The 1,519-nt window shown below is 48.0% G+C and carries 2 protein-coding genes and 1 pseudogene; 1 reads left to right on the forward strand and 2 read right to left on the reverse strand.

Going from position 1 to position 1,519, the window contains the following annotated elements; translation table 11 throughout:
- Positions 1-269 precede the first annotated feature (269 nt).
- Together NG833_RS16040 and NG833_RS16045 are read right to left on the reverse strand one after the other, a co-directional pair.
- Positions 270-779, reverse strand: a complete 510-nt coding sequence (locus NG833_RS16040; RefSeq protein ID WP_254566292.1) for a GNAT family N-acetyltransferase — start codon at positions 777-779, stop codon at positions 270-272.
- On the reverse strand, positions 770-1,066 hold the full coding sequence (locus NG833_RS16045; RefSeq protein WP_254566293.1) for a DUF1778 domain-containing protein: 297 nt from the start codon (positions 1,064-1,066) through the stop codon (positions 770-772). The genes NG833_RS16040 and NG833_RS16045 overlap by 10 nt, the downstream gene beginning before the upstream one ends.
- A gap of 336 nt (positions 1,067-1,402) precedes the next feature.
- Between NG833_RS16045 and NG833_RS16050 the strand changes: the two are divergent.
- A pseudogene (locus tag NG833_RS16050) lies at positions 1,403-1,519 on the forward strand (photosystem II q(b) protein); the annotation flags it as partial.

Here is a 1,519-nt window from a genome sequence, read left to right on the forward strand (position 1 = left end):
TAAGGGAACTCCAAAAAATAAAATACCCAAAACCCACACCCTCAAGGGTGGGGCTATACGGACAAAGCCTGCCTACGCAGGCTGAAGAGTCAAGTTTTTCACCGCAGAACTTGGATAATTTATTTTTTTGGACTCCCTAAGCATTGAAATATAGGTGATCAGGAGTTCCGCATATTTTCTGAGCGGACCCTAAATCTGTAGAGGCGATTCGCGAATCGCCTCTACAGATTTAGGGTTCATGGGTAAGTCCTGGTTATGTTTGAGCCTGACTAACCCAGGGCGGCGATCGCATCTTTAACTGTCACCATTAGTGTCATCGGATCAAGCTCAGAAGCAGTAAATCCACACTTTTCATAAAACTGCTTGGCATCTTCCGAAATCGCATGAACAAGAATTGCCCGAATTCCTGCAATTTCAGCCGCTTGCAGGGTCCGAAGAATGGCATCTCGTAGCAGTGCACTCCCGATTCCTTTGCCTTGCCAGTGGCGATCGACCGCCAGTCTTCCAATCACCATCACCGGAATCGGATCCGGCATATTCCTCCGAACTCGACCCGTTGCTGTGGTTTGTGCCACGGCCCCATTTGCAAGACAGTAATATGCAATCACTACGTCCCCCGCGCAGAGAACATAAGTTCGGGAAGCCCCCTCAGCTTCATTTTTTAACGCACGGCGTTTGAGCCAGTCATTGAGCGGGCTGTTTCCTGAGTCAAAGGTCTCAATTTGATGGGACGAATTCAGTTTTTCCGGAGGGCGAAGCGCGTCGCTATCTAATCCCACGGAGATTTAGTGCTTAAGAGATGGTGTAACTTGGCGTTTGGCCCAGGAGGTGCATCCAGCAGGGCGACAAATTCCTGATATTTTTGCTCATCTAACCCAAAAAAAGTCCGGTCTAGCAAGGCATCTTGGGCTTTTTGATAGGCTGATTCAAGCATGAACTCGGACCGGCTTTTTCCCTGGATGTGAGCGGCTTGATCAATGAGATCCCTCTGACTCTGAGTGGCTCGGATGTTGATCGTTACATCACGAGTCTGGCAAGATAAGTCTTCAAATTCTGAGCGAGACATAATTTTCAACCTAGCAGCGACATTCATATAAGCTGAGATCTTGGACCTGTTGCAACACCCGGCGGGGGTTTTAACCCCCGCCGGGTGTTGAGAATGGTGCAAGATCTCAGGATAAGGCGACTTGATTGATGCCGACCCATCCTTAAATAATATTAGGATTTTGTACACACAATGTCAACACAGATTGTCCAGTTGGCTCCGAATCCCACAGTGATAATCTCCGCTTATCACGCTCATCAGGATTGCTGTGGTTAAAACCCCTTTACAAACCGTTACAAACCCGTTAATCTAAAAACATCATAACTACCTCGACAACCAAATAGCAATCATAAAACTATGACCACCACTTTACAGCAGCGCGAAAGCGCTAATCTGTGGGACCGCTTCTGCGAATGGGTCGCTTCTACCGAAAACCGCCTTTACATCGGCTGGTTCGGCGTGTTGATGATCCCT

The sequence above is a fragment of the Oscillatoria sp. HE19RPO genome, from assembly GCF_024220515.1.
Classification (GTDB): Bacteria; Cyanobacteriota; Cyanobacteriia; order Cyanobacteriales; family Laspinemataceae; genus Laspinema.